General features: G+C 57.2%; 21 protein-coding genes and 1 pseudogene. 13 read left to right on the top strand and 9 right to left on the bottom strand.

Annotated elements, in window-relative coordinates:
* Window positions 1-64: 64 nt before the first annotated feature.
* Window positions 65-859 carry an IclR family transcriptional regulator gene (locus X742_RS142690; RefSeq protein ID WP_023775006.1) on the bottom strand — a complete coding sequence of 265 codons (795 nt, stop codon included), beginning with the start codon at window positions 857-859 and terminating at the stop codon, window positions 65-67.
* Window positions 860-1,443: 584 nt separating this feature from the next.
* On the opposite strand from X742_RS142690, the gene X742_RS142695 reads away from it, so the two are divergent.
* From X742_RS142695 to X742_RS142710, 5 genes are all read left to right on the top strand, one after another.
* Window positions 1,444-2,610, top strand: coding sequence for an aminotransferase class V-fold PLP-dependent enzyme (locus X742_RS142695; protein WP_023775005.1), 1,167 nt, complete (start codon window positions 1,444-1,446; stop codon window positions 2,608-2,610).
* Window positions 2,611-2,731: 121 nt separating this feature from the next.
* Window positions 2,732-4,156: an aspartate ammonia-lyase gene (locus X742_RS142700; RefSeq protein ID WP_031248587.1), complete on the top strand. Its 1,425-nt coding sequence runs from the start codon at window positions 2,732-2,734 to the stop codon at window positions 4,154-4,156.
* A 67-nt stretch (window positions 4,157-4,223) separates the two neighbouring features.
* Complete coding sequence (locus tag X742_RS142705; RefSeq protein WP_023775003.1) at window positions 4,224-5,336, top strand: S-(hydroxymethyl)glutathione dehydrogenase/class III alcohol dehydrogenase; 1,113 nt, start codon at window positions 4,224-4,226, stop codon at window positions 5,334-5,336.
* Between the two features lie 42 nt (window positions 5,337-5,378).
* Window positions 5,379-5,951 (top strand): S-(hydroxymethyl)glutathione synthase, encoded by a 573-nt coding sequence (gfa, locus tag X742_RS0138665; protein WP_031248586.1) that lies wholly within the window; start codon window positions 5,379-5,381, stop codon window positions 5,949-5,951.
* 150 nt (window positions 5,952-6,101) lie between these two features.
* Window positions 6,102-7,427: a CapA family protein gene (locus X742_RS142710; RefSeq protein WP_084569673.1), complete on the top strand. Its 1,326-nt coding sequence runs from the start codon at window positions 6,102-6,104 to the stop codon at window positions 7,425-7,427.
* 998 nt (window positions 7,428-8,425) lie between these two features.
* On the opposite strand, the pseudogene X742_RS1000000176175 reads toward X742_RS142710, so the two are convergent.
* From X742_RS1000000176175 to X742_RS0138660, 3 genes and pseudogenes are all read right to left on the bottom strand, one after another.
* Window positions 8,426-8,815: pseudogene (locus X742_RS1000000176175) on the bottom strand (Lrp/AsnC family transcriptional regulator); the annotation flags it as partial.
* Between the two features lie 266 nt (window positions 8,816-9,081).
* The gene (locus X742_RS142715) at window positions 9,082-9,540 is read right to left on the bottom strand and encodes a hypothetical protein (RefSeq protein ID WP_023774999.1); all 459 of its coding nucleotides are present in this window, start codon (window positions 9,538-9,540) and stop codon (window positions 9,082-9,084) included.
* A 56-nt stretch (window positions 9,541-9,596) separates the two neighbouring features.
* Window positions 9,597-10,199 carry a hypothetical protein gene (locus X742_RS0138660; protein ID WP_031248584.1) on the bottom strand — a complete coding sequence of 201 codons (603 nt, stop codon included), beginning with the start codon at window positions 10,197-10,199 and terminating at the stop codon, window positions 9,597-9,599.
* 117 nt (window positions 10,200-10,316) lie between these two features.
* On the opposite strand from X742_RS0138660, the gene X742_RS142720 reads away from it, so the two are divergent.
* Complete coding sequence (locus X742_RS142720) at window positions 10,317-10,853, top strand: helix-turn-helix transcriptional regulator (RefSeq protein ID WP_245275638.1); 537 nt, start codon at window positions 10,317-10,319, stop codon at window positions 10,851-10,853.
* A gap of 161 nt (window positions 10,854-11,014) precedes the next feature.
* On the opposite strand, the gene X742_RS142725 is transcribed toward X742_RS142720, so the two are convergent.
* Both X742_RS142725 and X742_RS142730 read right to left on the bottom strand, forming a co-directional pair.
* Window positions 11,015-12,040, bottom strand: a complete 1,026-nt coding sequence (locus tag X742_RS142725; RefSeq protein WP_023774997.1) for an alpha/beta hydrolase — start codon at window positions 12,038-12,040, stop codon at window positions 11,015-11,017.
* Window positions 12,030-13,643, bottom strand: a complete 1,614-nt coding sequence (locus X742_RS142730; RefSeq protein ID WP_031248583.1) for a hypothetical protein — start codon at window positions 13,641-13,643, stop codon at window positions 12,030-12,032. Before X742_RS142730 ends, X742_RS142725 begins: the two co-directional genes overlap by 11 nt.
* A gap of 114 nt (window positions 13,644-13,757) precedes the next feature.
* On the opposite strand from X742_RS142730, the gene X742_RS1000000176630 reads away from it, so the two are divergent.
* Together X742_RS1000000176630 and X742_RS142735 are read left to right on the top strand one after the other, a co-directional pair.
* The gene (locus tag X742_RS1000000176630) at window positions 13,758-13,880 is read left to right on the top strand and encodes a hypothetical protein (RefSeq protein WP_023774995.1); all 123 of its coding nucleotides are present in this window, start codon (window positions 13,758-13,760) and stop codon (window positions 13,878-13,880) included.
* A 126-nt stretch (window positions 13,881-14,006) separates the two neighbouring features.
* Window positions 14,007-14,351: a hypothetical protein gene (locus X742_RS142735; protein WP_031248582.1), complete on the top strand. Its 345-nt coding sequence runs from the start codon at window positions 14,007-14,009 to the stop codon at window positions 14,349-14,351.
* Here X742_RS142735 and X742_RS1000000174360 read toward each other — a convergent pair.
* Genes X742_RS1000000174360 through X742_RS142740 form a run of 3 tightly spaced genes read right to left on the bottom strand, consistent with a single transcriptional unit; the run spans window position 14,348 to window position 15,656 of the window.
* Window positions 14,348-14,512, bottom strand: a complete 165-nt coding sequence (locus X742_RS1000000174360; RefSeq protein ID WP_023774993.1) for a hypothetical protein — start codon at window positions 14,510-14,512, stop codon at window positions 14,348-14,350. The genes X742_RS142735 and X742_RS1000000174360 overlap by 4 nt on opposite strands.
* Window positions 14,509-15,057, bottom strand: a complete 549-nt coding sequence (locus tag X742_RS01000000170820; protein ID WP_023774992.1) for a hypothetical protein — start codon at window positions 15,055-15,057, stop codon at window positions 14,509-14,511. Before X742_RS01000000170820 ends, X742_RS1000000174360 begins: the two co-directional genes overlap by 4 nt.
* Window positions 15,054-15,656: a hypothetical protein gene (locus tag X742_RS142740; protein ID WP_023774991.1), complete on the bottom strand. Its 603-nt coding sequence runs from the start codon at window positions 15,654-15,656 to the stop codon at window positions 15,054-15,056. The genes X742_RS01000000170820 and X742_RS142740 overlap by 4 nt, the downstream gene beginning before the upstream one ends.
* 87 nt (window positions 15,657-15,743) lie before the next feature.
* On the opposite strand from X742_RS142740, the gene X742_RS01000000170815 reads away from it, so the two are divergent.
* The 5 genes from X742_RS01000000170815 to X742_RS142755 are packed head-to-tail and all read left to right on the top strand — an operon-like array spanning window position 15,744 to window position 20,561.
* Window positions 15,744-16,397 (top strand): lytic transglycosylase domain-containing protein, encoded by a 654-nt coding sequence (locus X742_RS01000000170815; RefSeq protein WP_084569672.1) that lies wholly within the window; start codon window positions 15,744-15,746, stop codon window positions 16,395-16,397.
* 12 nt (window positions 16,398-16,409) lie between these two features.
* A complete protein-coding gene (locus X742_RS142745) occupies window positions 16,410-16,724 on the top strand; it encodes a TrbC/VirB2 family protein (protein WP_023720448.1) in 315 nt (104 codons plus the stop codon).
* Window positions 16,725-16,727: 3 nt separating this feature from the next.
* On the top strand, window positions 16,728-17,021 hold the full coding sequence (locus tag X742_RS02790) for a VirB3 family type IV secretion system protein (RefSeq protein ID WP_023774989.1): 294 nt from the start codon (window positions 16,728-16,730) through the stop codon (window positions 17,019-17,021).
* Entirely contained in the window at window positions 17,018-19,420 is a 2,403-nt protein-coding gene (locus tag X742_RS142750; RefSeq protein WP_023774988.1) for a VirB4 family type IV secretion system protein, read from the top strand. Before X742_RS02790 ends, X742_RS142750 begins: the two co-directional genes overlap by 4 nt.
* Window positions 19,404-20,561, top strand: a complete 1,158-nt coding sequence (locus tag X742_RS142755; protein WP_084569671.1) for a lytic transglycosylase domain-containing protein — start codon at window positions 19,404-19,406, stop codon at window positions 20,559-20,561. Before X742_RS142750 ends, X742_RS142755 begins: the two co-directional genes overlap by 17 nt.

Below are 20,561 nucleotides of genomic sequence, written 5' to 3'. Positions count from 1 at the left end.
GCCCGGTTCTTGCGAAAGGCGCAAGCCGGGAACGGGTCGTTGAAAGCTTCTCGGGCACCTATCATCAGTCGTCTTCTGGCGAAAAATCGCTATTTGCCTCAAGTATCGTCTCCGACAGCAATTTAGCTGCTCGAACCAACGGTTCGCGGAAGTGCTGGAGGTCGTCAAAGCTGACGCGGGCAACTGGAACGGATACGCCCAGGCAGGCGATTAATGTACCGCCGGGCGCAAGGATTGGGACGGCGCAACCAACGACCCCCTTGACAAACTCCTCATTGGTGCGGGCCCATCCTCTTTTGCGTGTCTCCTCCAAAACTGTCAGAAGGGTATCGGGATCGGTTATCGTCTGGTCAGTATGCTGCTCCAGATGCAATGATCGCACGAGCTTTTCCCGGTGCTTCGCAGGAACCGTGCTCAAGTAAATCTTGCCGGTGGACGTGCAGTGAAGTGGAGCACTGTGCCCAGGATCAAATTGTAGGCTTTGCGGGGCCTTCACCCGAACGCTGTCAACGTAGACAACGGCATTGTTGCGCACTATCCCGATCTCGCATTGCTCGCCGATTTCTGCCGCGACGTTTTGTAGAACGGCATGCCGGCGGGCTGTTCTGAAGGCTGATCCGATCGTTTTGCCCGCTAGCACAACAAGGTTGTTTCCCACCACAAACCGCTTCGTTCCCGCGGCCCGCTGAAGCAGCCCGCGCGATTCGAGGTTGCCGATCAACCGGTGAGCGGTCGGCAGCGGCAAGTCGAGATTCTTGGCGATGTCTGCTGCCGTCACCGCCTTGATTTGTGTTGCGACGAAATCGAGAATTGCGAATGCCCGATCGAGTGGGCCGTCACCAGTGATGTTGTCGCTCATTGCTAATTCACTCCGGGGGCAGCTGGCTCAATAAATGGATAAAATCATTTCGAAAATCGATCATAGCAGCGGCAGGTGGGATTGGGAATTCCGGATCAGATTGCTGTGATTGCGAGGCCGATCATTTTGCCTCAAGTGTTTCTTCGCAACCAGGGTAGCTAACAAACGACAGCGCCGATTCATCCACCATATTGTTGTGGCAACCTCTCTAGAAGGGGCGCTGACCTTGGTATCGTCCCAAGAAGATGCGCTCGGCGGCCCGCCGTAGAAGTCGCCGCCAGGGCGAGGATGATTCTTTTTCAATGCCCAAACTGATCTGGCCTGGCCAGTTCTGCGATCGCGGCCTGTGCATGTGGGGAGGAGGGTCAATGCCGGACCTATTCCAATGATATATAATTATCAAATATCGGAATAAATAAAATCAAATAACGATATTCCGGTAGACCGGCACGTCTTTTTGAATATGCTCCGACCATCGCTGCCGGCATTGGCAGCGCGAGGCGCCGAGGGGGCAGTTTGGTCTCCGCCCGGATGTGGAAGTGGCTCACTCCGCCAGCAGCGTGGGTGGCCAGTCGGAGATCTAGATGAAGCAATACTATGATGTTGAGGCGGTGAGGAAGTTGTTCCCTGTCGTCGAGAAAATGACCTATCTCGACTCTGGCTTCCAGGCGCCAATGTCGACACCCGTGAAGCAAGCCCTCGAATCCTTTGTCAACGAAAGCTACGAGACAGCCGGGCCGAAATCCGTATGGCTCGAGCGCATGGAGGCGACGCGGGCAAAGCTCGCGACCCTCCTCAACGCGACTGCAGAGGAGATCGCTTTTACCAAGAACACGTCCGAGGCAATGAACATTGCCGCAAATGCATTGCCGCTGAAGGCTGGCGACAACGTCCTGATGATCCATGGAGATCACCCGAACAATGCATACGCGTTCTTGAACCTCAAAAAGAAGGGCATTGAAATTCGCTTCATTGAGATGGCGGATATCATCAACGGCGAAAGCTTCCACTCCCAGATTGATGCCAATACCAAAGCCATCTCGATGTCGTCCGTGACCTTTCATGCCGGACATCGCTTTGACATCGAAAGCGTAGGCAGGCTGTGCAAGGAAAAGAACCTCTATTTCATTATCGATATCATGCAGGCGGTCGGCGTCGTTCCCATCGATGCAAAAAAGGTAGGCGCAACGTTCTTCGGATGCGGTACGCACAAAGGGCTACTCGTCCCGCAAGGTTTGGGCCTTCTCTACTGGGATCGCGCGCGAACTGAGTTGGAGCCGGCTTATCTTTCGGCAATCAGTCTCAACAATCCTCCCTCCGACTTCATCGCGCGCCCGAACGATTTGGCCGTAGCGGCAACCGCCGCAAGATTTGAAATCGGAAACTTCAACTTGCCGGCCATCCACGCCCTGGACGCCGCTCTCGATCTAATTGCGCAAATCGGGATCGACAACATTCAAGCGCACTGTTTTGATCTGGGTGACAGGCTCATCGCCGGACTGGATGCGCTCAATGTCGAGCTGGTGGGTCCCCGCGATCGCTCTCTTCGGGCGCCCCATATCTATGTGGCCGCGCTCCCGGCTGATCAATGGATGGACCACTTCGCGTCAGTCGATGTGCGTGTCTCTCCAGAGCGCGACGGGATTCGGGTCTCGTTCGGCATGTTCAACAATGCTTCGGACGTTGATCGCCTCCTAGAGGTCATCGGAGCTCGAAACCGGACAACCGGCCAGTCGCCCAGGGCGGCCTAGTGTTCTGCGGCCCGTGGCGCCTGAACCGAGGGCTGTTCCCTATCGGCCCCTTCGCAAGCAGAAAACGGCGGAAGCTTGATCAATTGCCTATTCCGGCGGTCCGCACCGAGGAGAGACGTATTTGACCAGCGCTCCAGACGTTGAACGGGTCGAGAGGGATTCACTTGGACCGGTCAGCATCCCAGCGGCGGCGTACTATGGGCCGCAGACAGCGAGAGGAATCGCCAACTTTCCAATCTCAGGGATAGCGATCAATCATTTTCCGAACCTCATCCGGGCGCTCGCCTGCGTGAAGATGGCGGCAGCGCGAGCAAACGCCAAACTCGGTGACCTCGACGCAGGCAAAGCCGATGTGATTTGCCAGGTATGCGAGGAACTCATTGTCGGCAAACATCTTGGAGAGTTCCCTCTCGACGTGTTCCAGGGCGGCGCAGGCACATCGACCAACATGAACGTCAACGAGGTGATTGCAAACCGCGGCCTTGAGATCATGGGACTGCCACGCGGAAGGTATGATGAGCTACACCCCAATAACCATGTAAACTTCGCCCAGTCGACGAATGACGTCTACCCGACAGCGATCCGGCTAGCGATCCTGCTCTCGCGAGGGACGCTGCAACGTGCCCTGGACCAGCTCGCCAGCGACCTGGAAGAGAAGGCGCAGCAGTTCTCAAGCGTCATTAAGCTTGGCAGAACACAGCTACAAGACGCAGTTCCGATGACCCTGGGGCAAGAGTTCCAGGCGTTCGCCGCCACGCTGCGCGAGGATGTCGCACGCCTCGGTGAAATCGGCGCGTTTTTCCTGGAAGTAAACCTCGGGGGAACGGCGATTGGAACGGGCATTAACACCAACCCCGACTATCAAGCCGAAGCGGTCGCCGAACTGCGCTCGATTTGCGGACTGCCGATCGTGGCGGCCGGAAATCTGATCGAGGCCTGCTGGGATACCGGCGCGTTCGTCCTCTTCTCGGGAATGTTGAAGCGAACTGCAACGAAGCTTTCGAAGATTTGCAACGACCTGCGGCTGCTCTCCAGCGGCCCGCGTGGCGGCCTCAATGAGATCAACCTTCCGGCCCTCCAGCCAGGTTCGTCAATCATGCCCGGCAAGGTCAATCCCGTGGTTCCGGAAGTCGTCAACCAGGTTGCCTTCCAGATCATTGGCTATGACCTCACGATCACGCTTGCCTCTGAAGCTGGGCAGCTGCAGCTCAACGTCATGGAGCCGGTTATCGCTTACAACATCCTGCATTCACTTGAGCTTCTGACCAATGCCATCGACGTGCTCCGGACGAAGTGTGTGACGGGCATTACAGCCAATGCCGAGACATGCCGCAAGCATCTCGAAGCCAGCACCGCGGTTGCAACCGCGCTTACGCCAACGATCGGCTATGAGCGCGCCGCGGAACTGGCCAAGGAGGTGTTGGCGTCCGGCAAGACGATCCGCGAGGTCCTTGCCGATCAGCCAGATCTTTCGGAGGATCTTATCGCACAAACCGCTGATCCACACCTTTTGACGCGCCCAACGCGGTCACGCATGGCGTCGTGACCGTGCCGCTGATTGCCCATGCGGCGGGGCCTGCGTCGAGACGAATTGAATTCGAGGAACCCTATTCATGAAGAGCAAAGCAGCAGTTGCATGGAATGCCAACAAGCCGCTCTCCATCGAAACCGTAGAGATCGGCGGGCCCAGGGCCGGGGAGGTCTTGGTCGAAGTCGTGGCTACCGGCGTCTGTCACACTGATGCCTACACGCTTTCCGGCCTAGATTCCGAGGGAAAATTTCCTGCCATTCTAGGTCACGAGGGTGCCGGCATCGTTCGAGAGGTCGGCGCCGGAGTCACGACGCTGAAGCCAGGCGATCACGTCATTCCGCTCTACACGCCAGAGTGCCGCCAGTGCAAAACCTGTCTTTCACAGCGGTCCAATCTCTGCACGTCCATTCGAGCCACGCAGGGCCTGGGGCTGATGCCTGACAAGACGACACGGTTTTCCTGCGATGGCGGTGAGATCTTCCACTACATGGGCTGCTCGACCTTTTCCAATTACACGGTGTTGCCCGAAATTGCGCTTGCCAAGGTCCGCGAAGACGCGCCCTTCGACAAGATTTGCTACATTGGCTGCGGCGTTACGACCGGCATCGGAGCCGTGATCTACACCGCGAAGGTGAGGCCCGGATCGAGCGTCGTGGTCTTCGGCCTCGGCGGCATCGGTCTCAATGTCATCCAGGGTGCACGCATGGTTGGCGCCGACAAGATTGTCGGTGTCGATGTGAACCCTGCCAAAGCTGAAATTGCCCGGAAATTCGGCATGACCGATTTCATCAATCCCAAGGAGGTTGGCAACGACAAGGTCGTACAAGCCATCCAGGATCTAACCGACGGCGGCGCGGATTACTCGTTTGATGCGACGGGCAACGCTGAAGTTATGCGTCAGGCCCTTGAATGCTGTCATCGCGGATGGGGTGAATCCATCATCATTGGCGTTGCAGAAGCAGGCAAGGAAATTTCCACGCGGCCGTTCCAACTCGTCACTGGCCGCGTTTGGAAAGGCACTGCCTTCGGCGGGGCCCGTGGACGCACAGATGTTCCGAAGATCGTCGATTGGTACATGGAGGGCAAGATCAACATCGATGATCTTATCACGCACAGAATGCCCTTGGAACAGATCAACACGGCATTCGATCTTATGCACGAGGGCAAATCGATCCGTTCGGTAATTGTCTATTGAAAATGGGAACAAACTGCACATTGCAGCAAGCAGGAGGAAAATATGAGCGCTCGACTTCTTCACCCATCTGTCCAGAACGGCGTCCGCAAAGGGAACAGCGAAAACGCTGGTGGGATTCTCACCTGCAAGTGTTCCGACAGTCCTGTGAAAGTAAAAGTGTCAGGCGGTATTGCTCATAACCACGTCTGCGGATGTACCAAATGCTGGAAGCCAGAGGGTGCTGCATTCTCGGTCGTTGCGGTCGCACCGAGCGAGATCGTCTCCGTAATCGAGAATAGTGACAAACTGGTTGTGGTTGATCGTTCAGCGCTAATCCAGCGCCATGCATGTAATGCGTGCGGCACGCACATGCATGGTCCGGTTGAGCGCGAGCATGCCTTCCAGGGCTTGTCGTTCATCCATCCTGAGCTGTTGGACAACAACAGATGGCCCGAGCCAGGGTTCGCCGCCTTTGTGTCTTCCATCATCGAAGGTGGCGTTGACCCATCGGAAATGGACGGGATACGCGCCACATTCAAAGATCTCGGCCTGGAGCCTTATGACTGCCTCTCTCCTGCTCTCATGGACTACCTCGCCGCCTGGACGGCGAAGAAAAGCGGGGTTCGTCACCAGTGAGAAGGCTGTGGCGTGCGCAGATGGCTGACGGCCTCTGCGCTATCCCGGCGCCCGTTGTTATCGGCGCGAACATCCCCGAAAGCCGTTGCACGCCGCTAGCCCCACCCCCGCTCAATGCACACCGGTTCGATGGTGATCGGAGACGTTTTGATGAGCTCGATAGTCCCCCAGCTTCCGGTAAGCCCGTACAAATTCTATAGGCCCGACGCACGGTTGATAGAAATTGCCGCAAGAGGTGCGTTGCTCCTTGATTACTGGGATGTTCCGCTTGCCGACGCTGCTACCGATGGTGCTGAGTTCGGCTTTCGCGATGAGGTCTATTGGTTTTATAAAAGCGCAAGGCCAATTACCAAGCCGGAGAGGGGCGCCGCTGATCTCCTAGAGCGCCGTGATAGCAGTGTCCTAAGATTGCCTAGTGGCTTCGCGACCGAGTGCATGCTTTCCATGGGAGTCGCGGGCGACCTGATACAAGCGGAAGGCCTTGATCGGTCAAAAAATGTGCTGTTCTCGAATGTAGCCGACGTGCTTTTCGAGAAAGATCTCTCTTTCGCAAACTACGAGTCCGTGGTTGCAAAGGACGATGTGGTCAACAAAGCGCTGGGGGATGGCCGCTCATTTACGATGTGCTGCACAAAAGAGCAGTATTTGACGTTGACCCGCCACAGAGACAAACATTTCACCGTTCTAAATACGGCAAACAACCATACCTTTGATCTCGATCTCGCCGGTTTGGAAACGACACAGAAGCTGCTCGAGCAAGATGGAATCGTCAATACTGGAACACCGCAGCATGCTGACGAGCACGGTCGCGGCACCATTTTGACCATCAAGGGTATCAAGATCGGTTTCGTTTCTGCCGCGTTCGGCATCCGGAAATTCCAACTGCCACCCGACGAAAGGCATCGCATTCATGTTGCCAAGCTCTGCTCCAAACATGTCGCTCCCGAGCTAGAGCTCTTGAAGCGCCAAATCGCGGATTGCAAAATGCGGGGCTGCGATTTCATCGTAGGCTCGCTTCACTGGGGGTGGGAATTCGAGTTCTTCCCCCGAGAGAGCCAGATTGAAGCCGCCCATGCCCTGGTCGAGGCGGGAGTGGATCTTATCTTAGGTCATCATCCACATGTAATCCAACCACTCGAGTTTTACCGCACTAAACGTGATCCAAATCGGATTGCGGTGATCGCCTATTCACTTGGGAGCACTACCTTCGGATGGTTCACCGCGCCGCACATGATGTTGAGTTTGCTGTTGGACCTCGAGCTATCGAAAGGCCTTCTGGAAGGCGCACGGCGCACCTATATCTCGGTGGCAAAGCCAATTCCGGTGTTCAGGCATCCGTTCATGCAGAACGGAAAGCTACTTATGCGCCTCCAAAAGCTTGCCGACCACGTTGCCGCCAGAGGCAGGATACCGCCTTCAGTACAGAAAATGGAAGAATACGCGAAGCTCGTCTTGGGAAACTCATACGCGCCATAGTCGATTGCCGCTGTTATCGGTTGATCTTTTGAGAGACATGGCGGGACCGAGTCGGATCCCAAGCCTTCTTGGCCTCGGCGATCATACTCAGCCAAGCTGTTTTTCCTTCATGATCACGATCGCAAACTCCCGAGCCTCGACTGTCCAATGACTTTCCGCCAGGGGCCGCCATTTGGTAGGCACACGACGATGCGCGGATACGCGATGCGGTCGATCTTTCGAAGATGCTTACGGGGTATCCCAACGCGTGCCTGGTCAAACCTGATGGCGTAGCGCTGGACCTCGCCCCCGTTAGGCCGAGCCAGCTTTGCCCGTTAAGGCAGACCGTCGGAGCACGCCATGTGTGGTGGCTTGGCATACGGCGGCATTCGCAGAGCCGAGACGATGCCTCGAATCCACAGACTGCCTCGTTCGGCCGGATTGGGCAACGCACACATTGCGGCATCAGCTACGCGAGTTGTTAAGTCGGCGTGCTAAACATAGCAAAGGAGGTAAGGTCATCACAAAAAGGCAGGCCCGCGCCGGTGCGTCGGCCTATGCTGGCTCGATCGCCTTGGTCATTGATTGCTCGGGGCATGAACAAGCCGTGCTCGATGCCTGCAAAGTTGTGCGCAAGCGTGGCGAGGTCGTGTTGGTCGGTGTTCCGTGGAAAGCCAACACGGGAATTCTAGCCCACGAGATCCTCCATGCGGTATTCTTCAACTTCGTCGTTCTGCGCAGCGGATGGGAATGGGATGTTCCGGTCCTCGCCAGGGCCTTCGTGTGGGAGGAACTATATGATGGCTACAATAACGCCCCCCACAGCACCTATACCGGTCTGGCCAAGGCGCTGAAATGGCTGTCGGAGGGCCGTGTCCCGGTCGATGGCTTGGTCCGAAGCCAGAATCCTAGCGACCGTCCACAGTCTATAGCGCGCTGTTCAACAGAGAGATCGAGGAGCCGTTCGTGGTGCTCGACTGGAGTGGCGGCCTGTGAGTGGGGAACTGGCCCGCAGGACAACGGTCGATGCCGACATCACGCTCGACAAGGCATCGACCAGCCGCTGACAGGCGTCGGCGTCGGGGCACCATCACCTTATTTCAGCGTCAATACCGCCGCCACCGACCAGCAGGCAACTATCTCCGGGACCCCGCGAATGACGCGTTCGAAGCCGTCGAAATCGGTCCTGGCGGTGACTCGCGAGAGTCACCTCGATCAGCACGGTGGCAACAGGGGCAATCAAACGCATGGCGATTCTGGCGTGATGGCCCGAGAAGATACCGGCCTGTTCCAGCTTGCGCAGCCGTATTCAGCCATGGGGTCGGCGACAAACCGACCTTGTCGGCTAGCGCCAGCTTGGTTGTTGATGTTGAAGTGTTTTTCACAGTTCCATAACATAGATTACGCAACTTTCATCAGTTATAATTTGATATTTCCCAGTTATGCAAAGTACTCATGGTGCTTCTCAAGTCTTCGTTCCAGTCATACAGAGGAACAACATGAAGTGCAGCTGCAGTTACTCCTGCCCTACATCTCGATACGATAGATCGATATTACTTACCGTCACATCACCTCTCGATAAAATCGGACGGAATACTCAGAACACTTCTTAAACACCGGGGTCGGCGCCCCGGTCAGACCACATCGCCCTTGCTCGCCTGCCCTCTCGGCGCACTCACTTATGCGGCATGCAATAGACGCCCTCGGATTCCATCAGCACCGCGCCACCCTTCAACTCGCTCAGTGCGCCGACCCACGCTTCCGAATAAGTGCGGCTGGCATCCACAGCCGTCAGCCAAAGAACCCGATTGTCGGCCAGTTCGACCTTCACTTCCTGCTGCAAAGGGCTTGCCTGCACGGTCTGTTGATAGTGGCGTTTGATCCTGACATTGCTGGCCGGGAACTCAGCTTCGTTGCTGCCGTAGTTCAGCACAAATCCGGTGTGGTCCTCAGCCACCGAGCAACTGCCATCACGCTCACACACGATTTTGGCAGCGGTCTTGCAGTCCCATCTCAGTGAAGCGGGCCACATAGGATTGTCCACGCTTGATCGCGGCCTGTCACTCTGGCCGGCCGCCGTCAACACTGCGCCTGTGTTCAAAATCACAGCGGACAGGAGAAGCGCCTTGAACACTACAAACCTCCCTGAATTGTGGCTCTCATAGTCCTCGCCCTACGTGATGGCCTGGCTTATGGCATGTTGAGATTGAACCAGCTTTTCTGGCGCACGCCGTTCGCGTCATCATACTCGATGAACCAGGGCTTTCCGCGCATCGGTCGAGGGATGGTGTAGTAGGTCGGGCCATTACCAATGGAATGCCCTCGATCGTTCCCCGCGGTCTGGATTGTTGCCGCAACCGCCTTGCCGTCGATTTCGATTTGGACCTGACGTGATCCGTCTCCGTGATGCCCGCCGAGGGCGGTGTTTTTGAAAACGAGGGGCAAGGAGAGCCTATCAGCCGCGAGGCGGCAGATGTTCCGTTCTTGACCTAAGCCCGGCCGATCGGATTCGGAGCTGCCAACTGCTTGCCAGCCAGACGGACAATCCCCATACTTCTCAAATCTCGCCGCGCTCGAGTTGGCTTGCGGACAGGTCGGCCAATTGAAACCCGGGGCTTCCATCGCCGCAATCAACCTGTAAATTGGCGGGTGGCAAGAGGGAGTGCCTTGCCAGTCGCCGGAAAGACATAGGAGGACCTGACAGCCCCATTCCGACGCTTTTGATTGGGATGGAAGAGCTGCGGCGCCCGCGATGGCGACGGCACCCCCCAGTAGAAATTTGAGTATGGTCATAGCCTTTTCCTCGCTGCGGATTTGACAGTTTACTATGGACGATCCGAGCGAAAAAGGACAGGTCGAAAAGGCAGGTTTGTGCGACTACACCGATTTATGAAACGAGACGACGGAGGCGTGGTCAACAACCCGTTGCGCGCCAACATTGCCCTGACCCTTGAGCGGGAGCGAGCCAGACGCGGCCTATCCCATATGCACATGGCCGAACTGTTTCGGATCGCCGACGGCGAAAAACTCGCCTACCGAACGTACATTCAGACTGTGCGTCAGAAAAATAATGTCACATTGACGACGCTCCAGGTCATGGCAAACGGCTTGCAAGTGTCTTTCGCAGGACTGCTCGCCGGCAGTAAGAAAGTTCCGGATTGGGCGCATCGGTTGGACGACAATGCGATCCGCAAGCGGCTGGCGCACATCATCGATTTTGAGCGACAACGACGTAATTTGCACCGCTATGAGATGGCCGAGCTCATCGGCGTGGCGGAGGCGACATACATGAAACTCGAACGCGCGAGTGGCAATATCAGCGTGGACACGATTGCGGCGATCGCCAAGGCGTTGAAACTTGATCCGGCGACCTTCCTCTTTTCCGAAAAGAACCCGCCTGGCAGAGCCGACACCTCGCCCCCCACGAGTGTTCCTAAAGGGCTATAATTCGCCGAGCGCCGGCGTCGCTCCTTTGCCCTGCCGGTCAGGCCCGGCGGCCGACTAGCGCCCCCCGCCGCGGCTGTCGGGCCGCTGCTGTCAGCGTCGGCTGTTAGCGGCGGGAGTGATAACAGGACTTTGACATGGATGACGACCGGCCAATGCCAAACTCATGCTCGCCGGGCCGACTTGACAGCACGCGACAGAAACCGTTTCAAGCTCAAACCGGCCAATAAAATGTAAGGCGGCATGGCGAGCGAATAGTGACCACAGTTTAATTTCAAAATATTTGGCCTAGCTCCGGCGTCCTTCAGCCTCTGCATGAACCTCTCCGATAGCTCTGGCAACACCACTTTGTCTCTCTTAGCCAACACGACATGAAGATCGAGATCAGGCCGCGCCAAACTATGTGCGTAATTCTCCAAGTTGAGTGGACCCCAGGCCCTTCTGAGATCGGTCAGCTCAATCTCAGGCTCAAGGCTATCACGTATCAATCGTGTCGCGCGACCCGTCCAAACCATATCCGCTAGACTCCCGGCCGTCAGAAACAACGAGGCTTTTGACACAGCCGAGTCGTGCGCCGCGACCATCCCCGCAACCCAGGAGCCTAAACTCATACCGAGAACCGAAATCTCTCGATAGCCTTCGATCTTCAACCAACGTATGAGTTTCCGCCCATCAAACACTGCCTGCCTTACAGATTGGATCGTTCGACCGAGATTAGGGCTAAGCATATAGTCGGCGTGCACGGAGCCGGGACGGCTGCGTTCGAAGTGATAAGGCATAGCAATCTCGACAACCGTGATGCCACGCTGCGAGAAAAAATTGGCAATCTGACGATTCCGGGAGCTTGCATTCCAATGGTGAAAAATCACCAACGTCTGATCGAACGACCGGCTTTCTGTGATTTTCGCCGAGACGACATTGTTCTGTTCGATATCAGTAGAAATGTCCGATGGAAATTTGAGCCACCCATCTAGCCTTTCAAACCCCTGATCACTCACATTCGGGTCATCGAAAAAGGCTGGATCAGCTACGGCCTGGTCCGCAAGGGCACAGAATTCCTCGATACTTTTTATCTTCTTCGCACCTGGAAAGGCGCGTTCCGCGTCAAGGGCGAAATCCGTTGGTTTCTTCCCTTCCTCACCGCGTCGCGCCCGCTGCTCATCCCAACGATCAAGCCAACTATGATACACTCTGATTGTTTCCTAACTTACTCGCTTGCCCTCGCCCCAACCCTGGATCAAACAGGCCGTATATTGCGAACAGCACTCCAACGCCCAGAAGGATCGAAAAGCCAGAAAATGCATCGATCAGCAAATAGCTAGCCGCGAGTAACGCTACGATCACTGACATCCTCCACAAAGACATACAAAACCGACGCTCGACACCTAAACGGATGGAGCCGTACAGAAATACAACACAGGTCGAAATAGCGATAAGAAGGCTACTGTAATGGGTCGGCCTACGGTAGATGATCCCGGCGCTCACATCATTGCGCTCATAAAAGGCGGAAGACATATCGCCGACCAACCAAGACACAATATTCTCTCCACGCGATGTCAGGTAAGCACTCTGGAGCTTCATGACTATGGCGATCAGAAGCCCCAAAACAGTACACCGAAAAATCGCACGCATAACCCTGATGCTGGCTTCATGGAGCTCGTGTCGATAATCCACCTCCGGCCGATTACTCGCTGCTTCTCCAATTCTCCAAAGATCATGGATCACCGTATAAAGCAAAATGAGGCCTACGAAGAACAGATAAAAACAGAGGCACATATACAGGTAAGCGAGCCCCGTGAAAACGATTGCTTCCGGCACCGATATAACCTCAGGGCGCACAATCGCTAACGAGCCCCAATCCGTCGCATAGTTGCCACCACCTTTGAGCAACGGGATTAAAGACACGCCGATCCACTGGAAAAGACCGGCGAACACCACACAAATCAAAAAAACCGCCCAATATGAATACGAAGAAGCTTGTACGGTGCGAGCCCAGGCATCATCGCTTTTAATCCTGTCGCCCTGCGCTACAAGCTTTGGGCGGCCTCCGTCTTTCCAAAAGGTCACCAACTCGGTCACGAAGGCAAAAAACAGTGGCAAAAATACCATGAAGACGAATGTCCAATTCGCTGTCCAAAGAAACCCAACCTGCTTGACGACGCCATCCGCCCGGTCGTACGTCACGCTGTGAATCCCCGTAAGATACGACAAAAACCCAAGAGCGGTGACGCCCGCAAACACCGACGTCGGTAAATTCAGGGGAGATCCGCGACTAAAAAACGCCTCCGATTTCCTCGCCAAACTAAAACGCCGGCTCGGCCCCTTGGGGTCAGTATCCAGTGTCAGCTCTACCGGGGAGTCTGTCTCGTCATCGAAGGGCGCAGTCGGTGCCGTATCTGGAATCTCCTGTGCAACGCTGCTTCCGGCCCTCCTCCATTCTCGTCTCTTGGCCGATAACCGCGATTGCGCCTCACTAAGCTCAATCTGCCATTCGCTAGTTGCGACCGGATCATCGCATCCAAAAATCCTGGCCAGCCAACGAATGTTGGCAATGCTAATTCCCTTCTCGTTCTCTTGAAACCAAAGCTGCACCGTTCGCAGATCGACCCCAACCCGGTTGGAATCAATCAGTGAAATCGCCTCTGCAAGGAGCTCGGGCGTCCATGGGCCAGCAGGAAACCCGTCTTTGGCCAACAGTCGACCCGCACCCGCCGCCGCCAGTCGTTTGAATAATTCTTTGAAATCACTCCCGTCTCTCGGCGGAGGGAGAAATAACTTTCCGTTCCTAAACAACAACTTATAGGCTCTAGTTTCGTTCCGTTTCGCTAGGCTTCGTATCCTATCGTGCCTTCGTCCTCAATCAACGTTTTTATCGACTCGATTTTGGCCGGCACGGGAGAAGATCGGATGACGGGTGACCCGCTGGAGAGGCTGAACACGGTCGCTGCGTGGGAGATGTTTCGCAAACCGCCGGCCAAGGGCAATTTCGACTACAATCTGAAACGTTTGTCTGGTGGCAGGGTAGTGTGACCGCATGAGCGAAAAGTAGCGGAAGCCAGGGCTTCGGGAGCCCGAGAAGCAGAGGATGAACCCATCCCTATTTTTCTCGCCTCCCCGGGTATCATTTACGAATTGTCATGCGCGTGGAGCCGGTCGATGCCCATTCAAGTGGTCTGTAACAACGGAGTGATGGAAGAGTCCGATGGGGTCGCGAATCTGCTCGCGGCGCATCGTCATGCAGTCGCCATGGTTGAACGTCTCGGCAAGCGATGGCTGAGGGCCGAAGGGCCGGACGCGACTCTGATCGGCCGGCGATTGGATTCGGTCATGGCGGAGGAGGCTATCGCGCGTCGGCGCGCGGCCGCTGCGCCGGTGGCCGATGTCGTTGAGATGAAAATGAAGGCAGCTTATTTCCGGCGGTTGTTGGGGAACGACTGGTGCGAGGTTGATGTCGACGATTTTCGCGCGTTGCTCGGTTCTTTTGCGAAACTGCAGTCCTAGGAGAAGAGCGCTGAAATCCATGAGGCCACGGTATTCCAGGCCGCATAGATTCCTGCCGGCACCAAGATGATCGCGATGAGAGCGACAGCATCGCCGATGGCGCCGTCAGTGCGTCCTTCCACGGGATAGTAATATCTGTGCGCATCATCGTCGTGCTTCATTGTTGTCTCTCCGAACGCTTGTTTAGCAGCAGCTGCACAGGATGCTGAAACGTTGTGCCCCACAAACCTGCACGTTTCATCTTAGCGTTGATTTCCGCGACAAGGTAGTTCTCATTGACGGCTTTGCCCTTCGCTGTCGTTCCGGCAAACGCGTACCCGGTCGCTATGAGCGCGGTGCCGACGTCAATTGTTTCGCCATTCAGCTGCGCACCGCACACGACGAAAACCGCCCTGTCCAGGGCGTAGCCGATTGGCTGGCATGTAACCGCCGCGCTATCAAATAGCGCAGCAAGGTGCGCCAGCGAGGTGTTCCCGCAATCGATTTTGTTCCCACTTGGCTTTTCAGCTGATGTGCCTCGAAGACATGACTGGACGCCATAGAGGCGGAAAAGGTGATCTCCGTCACGCCAGGTATCTCCCGTCAGCAGTTGAGCCGATTTCGATACCGCGAAGGGCGTTGGCACGGCAGGCTCGGATGCATCCTGGGCCTGTGCCGATGCGCACAAACCAAATACGGTCAGCACTGCGAAGCTCGCCCGCTTCATTCCTGGAACTGTCCACCGAGATCGGCGGAATGCTCAAGATCGGGGCGCAGCGACTTGCCGTCCTTGTTGCGTCCGATCGCCGCCATGTCGAAAAAAACCATTTCGTCATCGTCGTACGCGACGTTGTACGGGTCGTTTGCATTGCCCGCACCCACGAGAGAGAAACACGACACAGCGTCGGGCTCACCCTTCCTGCTTTGCAGCACAAGTGTTTTGCAAAGCACTACAGATGCACGATCGTTGTAGATTGCCCCTTCATAGTCCTGCGCGGCTTTCGTGCAGTCCCACTGCTGCGTCTTGTACGCAATCTTCGGTTTTGGGCAGGCGACAAGGCCGCGCAGCCGATATGTCGCGCCGTTGACGACGCGCTCGGTCGCCGACGGCACTTTAACTGGCCCCATGAGAGCGGCCGCATCGCGCTGAAAGAGCGCGCCTTTCGCATCGTAGCGCTCATAGACGAACACCTTTTGGCCCGGCTTCGCAAACTGGAGCAGGTAGTGCTCCGAGGGTTGCGCGAAGGCGCTCGGGGCGTCGGCGCCAGCAGCATAAGCCAGGGTGCCCTGGAGCAGCAAGACCGTGCAAAGGGCCGTCTGTTTCATCGAAATCCGTCCTTGTGATCGATATCGTGTTGACACTTTACTAGGGCTGCGTGTAGCCATAGTAAAGTGTTAAATTTTGGCGACAGTATGAACACTCGATCCGCTCTTCTGCTCACGCTCTTTGGCGCCACGTTGGCGTTGCCAGCGCACGGCCGGGACCTGGCATCAGACCGCGTGGCAATCGCCTTTGCAACGCCGGCGCAAGCTCTTGCCGCGGCCGGGGCGCAAAGGCCGGGGGAGTGTAAGACCGTAAATCGGGCCGAGGTCTCCCGACTTGTGCGTTCAATCGCGCAAGAGGAAGGCTTCGACGCCGATCTGGCCGAGACAATTGCACGGGCCGAAAGCGATCGCGGCGCCAGTCAGGGTCGCTCAAAAGCCGGAGCCCTGGGAATCATGCAGCTGATGCCGGGCACGGCGGCCGGTCTAGGGGTCAGCGACCGTTGCGATACACAGGCAAATGTCCGGGCTGGCCTTCGCTACCTGAAGTCACTCTATGACGAATTCGGGGATCCGCTGCTGATGCTGGCGGCATACAACTCCGGGCCCAACAGCGTCTACAAGGCGCAGGGCATTCCGGTGAATCCGGAGACGGCGGAATATGTCGTGAAAATACTGAACCGCTGGAAGTTCGGCGGTGTGGTGAAGAAGTCCGCCCTGACCAAATCCGAGACGCTTGCGGCCGCTCCGCCAGCAAGCGAGGACGCTTGGCAGGATGGTCATGTCATGGATCTCGGCAACTGAAAGGAGCCAAGGGTGGAATACAGGAAAGCGGGCAAATTTGCCCTGAAACTGGCCTTGGCCTCGGCGGTCGGAATAGCTCTCGCGCCAGCCACTGCGTATGCCCAGTCGGCGGCGCCAGTCGAAAACGTGCTGGAGTGGTTCGTCGGAGTTCTGCAGGGCAACATCGCGCGCTCATTCGCCATCATCGCGGTCTGTTTTCTCGGCTTCCTGGCCATGACGGGCCGGCTGGCGTGGATGATGGCTTTCTCCATCATCATCGGCATCGCTTTGATCTTCGGCGCCGCCCAGCTTGTGGATGCGGTTCGCGCGACGGCCGGAGGCAGCTGAGACATGGGCGACGAGGAGGTCTATGTCGAGCCGGTCAGCCTGCCACTGACACGCCCCCCGATGAAATGGGGGGTGCGATATGAAGTTTTTGCCCTGAATGGCATCTTGGCGGTGATCGGCTTTATCGCCACGAGTAGCTTCATGCTCGGTCTTGGCGTGTTCGGCGTGGTGCATCTGGTAAGCGCATATCTGTGCCAGCGCGATCCCTACATGTTTCATGTTTTCGAGCGGCGCGTCTCCAAACGCGGAGCGGTGGCGAACCTTACTTTCTGGGGGGCGAGGAGCTATTCGCCATGAGCCTCGATGCCGACTTGAAATTTGGCCGTGAACGCCGCCGCGAAAAGCCCGCGGCGATGCACATCCCTTACCTTCGCCATGTCGATGACAATTTGGTCGTCACGAAGAGCGGCTTTCTTGTCGGCGTCATCCAGCTCAGTGGCCTGCCATTCCAGACGATGGACCAGGCCGAGCTGAACAGCCGCATGTTCAACCGCAACACGACGTTCCGCAATCTCTCGACCTCTCGCTTTGCCGTCTACACGACGATCATCCGCCGCCACGTGACGCCGGAGATCGAAAGCGACTTTGACAATCCTTTCGTGGCCGAGCTCGACGCCCGCTACATGGATGAGCTTGGGGCGAAAAACCTGTTCGTCAACGAGGCATATCTGGCGGTCATACGCCGACCGATGGTCGGCCGCGTCGGCTGGGTGGACAAGGCTCTCAACGCGTTCCGCATCAGTACCGCGGGCGAAGAAACCCGCGAAGAGGCGGCCGCCGAACTGCATGACGTTCTCGACGGCGCCGTCAAGGATTTCACGGCGTATGGTGCGCGTCTTCTCGGCGTCGTGAAGCGCCGCGACAGCTTCTTTTCCGAGCCGGCGGAATTTGTGGCGAAGATCCTCGCCGGGGGCGTCGACGTGGAAATGCCTTTGCCGCGCATGAGCCTTGGTGATGTGCTGGCGACACGACAGCTGTTTTTCGGCAAGTCCGCGCTGGAACTCCGCGGGCCGGACGCCGGCAAACTCGGCGCCATGGTGTCGATCAAAGAATACCCACCCTTCACCGCTCCGGGCTCATTGGACGGTCTCTTGCGCCTGCCACATGAGTTTGTCCTCACGCAGAGTTTCGCGATCGAAGATCGTGTAACCGCGATGCGCAGGATCAACACCATCGCGAACCAAGTTGAGGGTTCCGACGAGGCAGGCACTACGGTCGAGGAGTCCGTACACGACGGCGCCGACAAGCTGGCCGGCGGCGAAGTGGTCTTCGGGCAACATCATATGAGCGTCATGGCCTTGGCACCGGACATAACCGGGCTCAACCGTGCGCTATCCGACGTTACGGCGGAGCTTTCGCGCATGTCGATCGTGCCGGTTCGCGAGACACTGAACACGGAACTGGCCTTCTGGGCGCAATTGCCGGGAAATTTCAGTTACATCGCGCGACGTGCGTTGATCTCGTCGCTTAACTTCGCCGGTCTTTTCTCAGGACATAATTTCCCGTCCGGCCAACGTGAGCGGCTCCATTGGAAACGGCCCATCGCTTTGCTCGAAACGACCAGCCAGACGGCCTACTATTTCAATTTCCACGTTCACGATGTCGGGCACTTCACTGTGTTCGGCCCGACCGGCTCGGGCAAGACTGTCGTGCTGTCGTTCCTAATGGCGCAGGCCATGCGCATCATGCCAAGGCCGCGATGTGTGTATTTCGACTATATGCGCGGTGCTGAAATTTTCGTTCGGGCGCTCGGCGGTCGCTATGAGGTGATGGAACCTTCCCAGCCGACGGGGTTCGCGCCATTGCAGATTGATGACACGGCAGAAAACCGTTCTTTCCTGGAAGATCTGCTCATCTACATTCTAACGCCGGAAGGCGGCGCGCTGGACGTGGCGGAGATGCGCGTCATCAACGCCGCCGTCGACATGATCTACAAGATCCCGCGCGAACAGCGGACCTTCGACCTGCTGCCGGAAGTGCTGCGCGGCTCGCTTATGCCCGGCATGAACGATCTGGCGGCGCGGATACAGCCTTGGCTCGACCCGAAGGACAGAGGCTGGCTTTTCAACAATCCCATCGATCTTGTCGATTTCTCGAAACCCGTCGTCGGCTTCGACATGACCAGGATCCTGGGCGACCGAAAGCTGCGCTCGGCGGCGTTGCTCTACATCTTTCACCGTCTCGAGGATGTCATCGACGGCTCGCCGATCATGCTCTTCCTCGATGAAGGCTGGAAGTTGCTGGACGACGAGGTTTTCGCCGCTTTCATCAACGAGACACTGAAGACCATTCGTCGCCGCAACGGCGTGGTGGGCTTCGGCACGCAGACAGCGGAAGACGTCGTCAATTCCTCCATCTCGTCGTCACTGATCGAGCAAACGAAGACCAACATTTTCTTCCCCAACCCTAAGGCGAGCAACAAATCCTACATGGAGCGCTTCTCGCTGACGGCGAAGGAATTCGAGTTCGTGCGCCGAACCGCGAAGGAGACGCGCACCTTCCTCGTCAAGCACGACAGCGACTCGATCGTGGCCAAGCTCGATTTGTCGGCGATGCCCGATCTCATCAAGGTCCTGTCCTCGAACGAAGCCAACAGCAAGGAATGCGCACGGCTCCGGGAGACCTTCGGCGACGAGCCAGAGATGTGGCTGCCATACTTCTGCGGATGGGAGAACGAGCATGACGAACCGGCTTAGCAGCGCTTGTCTGGTCATGGCTCTCGCTACGGCGGAAAGCATGAGCGTGGCGGTCGCTCAGATCGCGGTGATCGACGGGCCGAACCTCGACAAGCGGCAAGAGGACGAGCAGCACAGCACGAAGTCGGATGAGGCCAAGAAGGACGAAACCGACAAGAAAAAAAGTGTCGTCTGCACCTATTCGAACAAATACCGCTCACAGATGTTTCGCCGGTCGCCTGCCGAAGCGTTGCAGCGCGACGCGGGCAACGTGAAGATGATCCGCTACTATTCGCAAAAATACGGCGTGCCCGAAGGCCTAGCACTGTCCGTCGCCTATCAGGAATCGCGCTTCGACACATGCGCCGGGAGCCACACCGGCGTCAAAGGCGTCATGCAGCTGACCAAGGGCACCGGCAAGTCCATGGGACTGGACCGCGACGTGAACGAGCAAAATGTCGAAGGCGGCGTCAAATACCTCGGAATGGGTGTGAAGCAATGCGGGGCGACGAACTACAGCTGTCTCGCCTCCTTCTACAACGGATCGAACGCAGGCGAGCAGAACCAATGGGCCGGCGGCGTCGGCCGCTGGAACAGCTACTTCAACGACTATGTGTCGAGCGGCAAGGCTCCGGCCGCCGCGCCGCCGCCATTCTCGATCGTAACGGCCGACGGCGCAGGCGGCACGGCTCAGGACGCCGCCATGGGCACGGTGAGGAAGGCGGCTGGCGGCCTTGATGCAAGCTCATCGCAGATCGGCGCCAACGGCGCGGCAATCGACGCGCTGGCGGGCAACGTTGGCCAGGTGACCGAATACAAGGACGCCTGGGAGCTGAACTCGTCGGCTCGTGGGATCAACGCCGATGTCACCAACCAGTACCTCGCCCAGGCGGGGGATTTTACGACGTTGCTGGCCCAACTTCTATCGTTGCAGAATGTTCAGGCATCGCAGTCGTCCAAGCTGGTGCAACAGCCGAAGAGCGGCTCTCCAAACCCGTTCTCTTGTGATCCTGCGGAATTGGAGCGGTTGAGGATCGATCGCGGCCGGTGGCTACCATGCGCACTTGAGAACGCGGGGGCAAACTCGGCCGACAGCCGCTCGATGATCATCACCAGTGATCCTGCCGGCGCTGCCAGCGTGATCAATTCTCTACAGCAATAG

Origin of the sequence: Mesorhizobium sp. LNHC229A00 (genome assembly GCF_000502415.1) — a bacterium.
Lineage (GTDB): Bacteria > Pseudomonadota > Alphaproteobacteria > Rhizobiales > Rhizobiaceae > Mesorhizobium.
The sequence above is the reverse complement of the archived record's forward strand: the minus strand, read 5'-3'. Positions and strand labels throughout refer to the sequence as shown.

Coding starts and splice junctions, on each gene's coding strand:
- X742_RS142690 (WP_023775006.1), bottom strand. CDS start 859: ATGAGCGACAACATCACTGGTGACGGCCCACTCGATCGGGCATTCGCA.
- X742_RS142695 (WP_023775005.1), top strand. CDS start 1,444: ATGAAGCAATACTATGATGTTGAGGCGGTGAGGAAGTTGTTCCCTGTC.
- X742_RS142705 (WP_023775003.1), top strand. CDS start 4,224: ATGAAGAGCAAAGCAGCAGTTGCATGGAATGCCAACAAGCCGCTCTCC.
- gfa (WP_031248586.1), top strand. CDS start 5,379: ATGAGCGCTCGACTTCTTCACCCATCTGTCCAGAACGGCGTCCGCAAA.
- X742_RS142710 (WP_084569673.1), top strand. CDS start 6,102: ATGAGCTCGATAGTCCCCCAGCTTCCGGTAAGCCCGTACAAATTCTAT.
- X742_RS0138660 (WP_031248584.1), bottom strand. CDS start 10,199: ATGACCATACTCAAATTTCTACTGGGGGGTGCCGTCGCCATCGCGGGC.
- X742_RS1000000176630 (WP_023774995.1), top strand. CDS start 13,758: ATGACGGGTGACCCGCTGGAGAGGCTGAACACGGTCGCTGCGTGGGAG.
- X742_RS142735 (WP_031248582.1), top strand. CDS start 14,007: ATGCCCATTCAAGTGGTCTGTAACAACGGAGTGATGGAAGAGTCCGAT.
- X742_RS1000000174360 (WP_023774993.1), bottom strand. CDS start 14,512: ATGAAGCACGACGATGATGCGCACAGATATTACTATCCCGTGGAAGGA.
- X742_RS01000000170820 (WP_023774992.1), bottom strand. CDS start 15,057: ATGAAGCGGGCGAGCTTCGCAGTGCTGACCGTATTTGGTTTGTGCGCA.
- X742_RS142740 (WP_023774991.1), bottom strand. CDS start 15,656: ATGAAACAGACGGCCCTTTGCACGGTCTTGCTGCTCCAGGGCACCCTG.
- X742_RS01000000170815 (WP_084569672.1), top strand. CDS start 15,744: ATGAACACTCGATCCGCTCTTCTGCTCACGCTCTTTGGCGCCACGTTG.
- X742_RS02790 (WP_023774989.1), top strand. CDS start 16,728: ATGGGCGACGAGGAGGTCTATGTCGAGCCGGTCAGCCTGCCACTGACA.
- X742_RS142750 (WP_023774988.1), top strand. CDS start 17,018: ATGAGCCTCGATGCCGACTTGAAATTTGGCCGTGAACGCCGCCGCGAA.
- X742_RS142755 (WP_084569671.1), top strand. CDS start 19,404: ATGACGAACCGGCTTAGCAGCGCTTGTCTGGTCATGGCTCTCGCTACG.